A 1,678-nucleotide genomic window follows, 5' to 3' on the forward strand; every position below is an offset into this window, starting at 1 on the left:
TCACCCGCATCGCCCCGGCGCAGTCCCCGTCGCAGGCGTCGCCCAGGGGGTCCATGTCGAGGTTCGACTGGGTCGGGTTGGAGGTGCGCACGCAGCTGTCGTTCTTGTCCTGGATGCCATCGCCGTCCCGGTCGACGGTCTGGTTGCAGGCGACCCCGCGCGGGTTCTGGGTGGAGACCGGCACCTGCAGCGGATTGTAGACGTCGGGGCAGTTGTCGTTGGCGTTGCCGACGCCGTCGAAGTCGACGTCGTCGAAGTCGCAGAGATCGCCGACGCCATCGGCGTCCAGGTCGAGCTGGTCGGGGTTGGCGTTCCCGGGGCCGGGGCAGTTGTCGCAGAAGTCGCCGCGGCCGTCGCCGTCCGCGTCGGCCTGCGCCGGGTTGTACAGCTGGGGACAGTTGTCGGCGGCCGTGGCGACCAAGTCCCCGTCCAGGTTGTCGAACGTCGCCTCTCCCGCCTGGCCGTCGGCGTCGCCGTCGCACAGCGGATCGACGTAGTAGACGGTGACCGTCCTCTCGGACGAGGGGCGCACGAACAGGGTCCCGGGATTGTTGAACTGCCCGGTGACCGTGATGGTGCCCTGGAACAGGCCCGATCCCGGCGCGCTCTCGGTGAGCGGGAAGCTCTTCACCGGCACGTTGACGCTGATGACGCCGGTGGTGATGCGGGTGCTGTCGCTCTCGGACGCCGCCTGGACGGTGATGGTGCCGGCGCCCGCCCGCTTCGGGTCATGGACCGTGACGTTGATCGCCTCGTCGCACTCGTACAGGTTGGTGCGATCGACCACCAGGGTGGCGCACGGCTGGCCCGCCGCCTGCCCCGGCAGGCCGTAACGCTGGCAGGCGGGCGTGTGGGGCGGGACGAACTGGCTCTCGTCCACCGGGTGCACCTCGTCCCACTCCAGGACCGGATCGTCCATCCCGAGACCGTAGTCGTTCCGCTGGGTGCTGTTCTCGATCACGAAGAAGCCGACGCCGATCTGCCAGCGGTTGCCGGCGGTGCCCGGGGAGAAGAAGCCGACGGGCTCGAACGCGCCCGGGCCGGTCTCCAGGAAGACCAGGCCGTCCTGGTAGTTGACGAGCGACAGGTCGAGGTTGCGCGTCGGCCCGCCGGTGGTGTTCTGCACCAGGGTGCAGGTGCCGCCGCCGGGGCACGGCGGGCTGGTGGCGCTGCACGGGCTCCCGGCGGCCGAGCCCCCGGTACAGACGCCGGGGAGCGGCGCGTCGGGCACCGGGTAGGGCAGCAGGTCCGGGGCGGCGGTCGGGATGGGGCTCGAGCTGCTGGGATTGGCGCTGGTGGTGAAACCGCTGAAGCCGGTCTCGTCCCCCGACACCACGCCGCTCGCCGCGACCGAGTTGTTCGGATCGACGAGCGGGCCGAAGGTCCGCTGCTTGACGTTGTCGCGGTTCAGCGGATCGACGCCGTAGTAGTAGGTGTTGAGCCGGGCGAGGGCGTAATACAGGCCGCCGAAGCGCGGGTAGAAGACCTGGCAGAGCAGGCAGTTGCGATCGTCCGTGTCGATGTCGGTGTCGAAGTTGATCGATCCGCCGGCGTACTCGTCGTAGGTCTGGTGGTTCAGGTTGACCGCCAGCCTCTGGAACTCCACCGTGAAGGGAAAGCCGCGGGAGTCCGGGGTCTGGTGCACCTTGGCGACGATCGGCGAGTGCAGCACGTCGAA

At 69.5% G+C, this 1,678-nt stretch carries 1 protein-coding gene; it reads right to left on the reverse strand.

All coding sequences use genetic code 11. The features are described 5' to 3' along the window. Positions 1–1,678, reverse strand: a 1,678-nt coding sequence (locus tag ACRDSQ_RS14000) for a thrombospondin type 3 repeat-containing protein (RefSeq protein ID WP_431421492.1), incomplete at both ends; no start/stop codon positions are given.

This window comes from Actinokineospora sp. (assembly GCF_050699995.1).
Classification (GTDB): domain Bacteria; phylum Actinomycetota; class Actinomycetes; order Mycobacteriales; family Pseudonocardiaceae; genus Actinokineospora.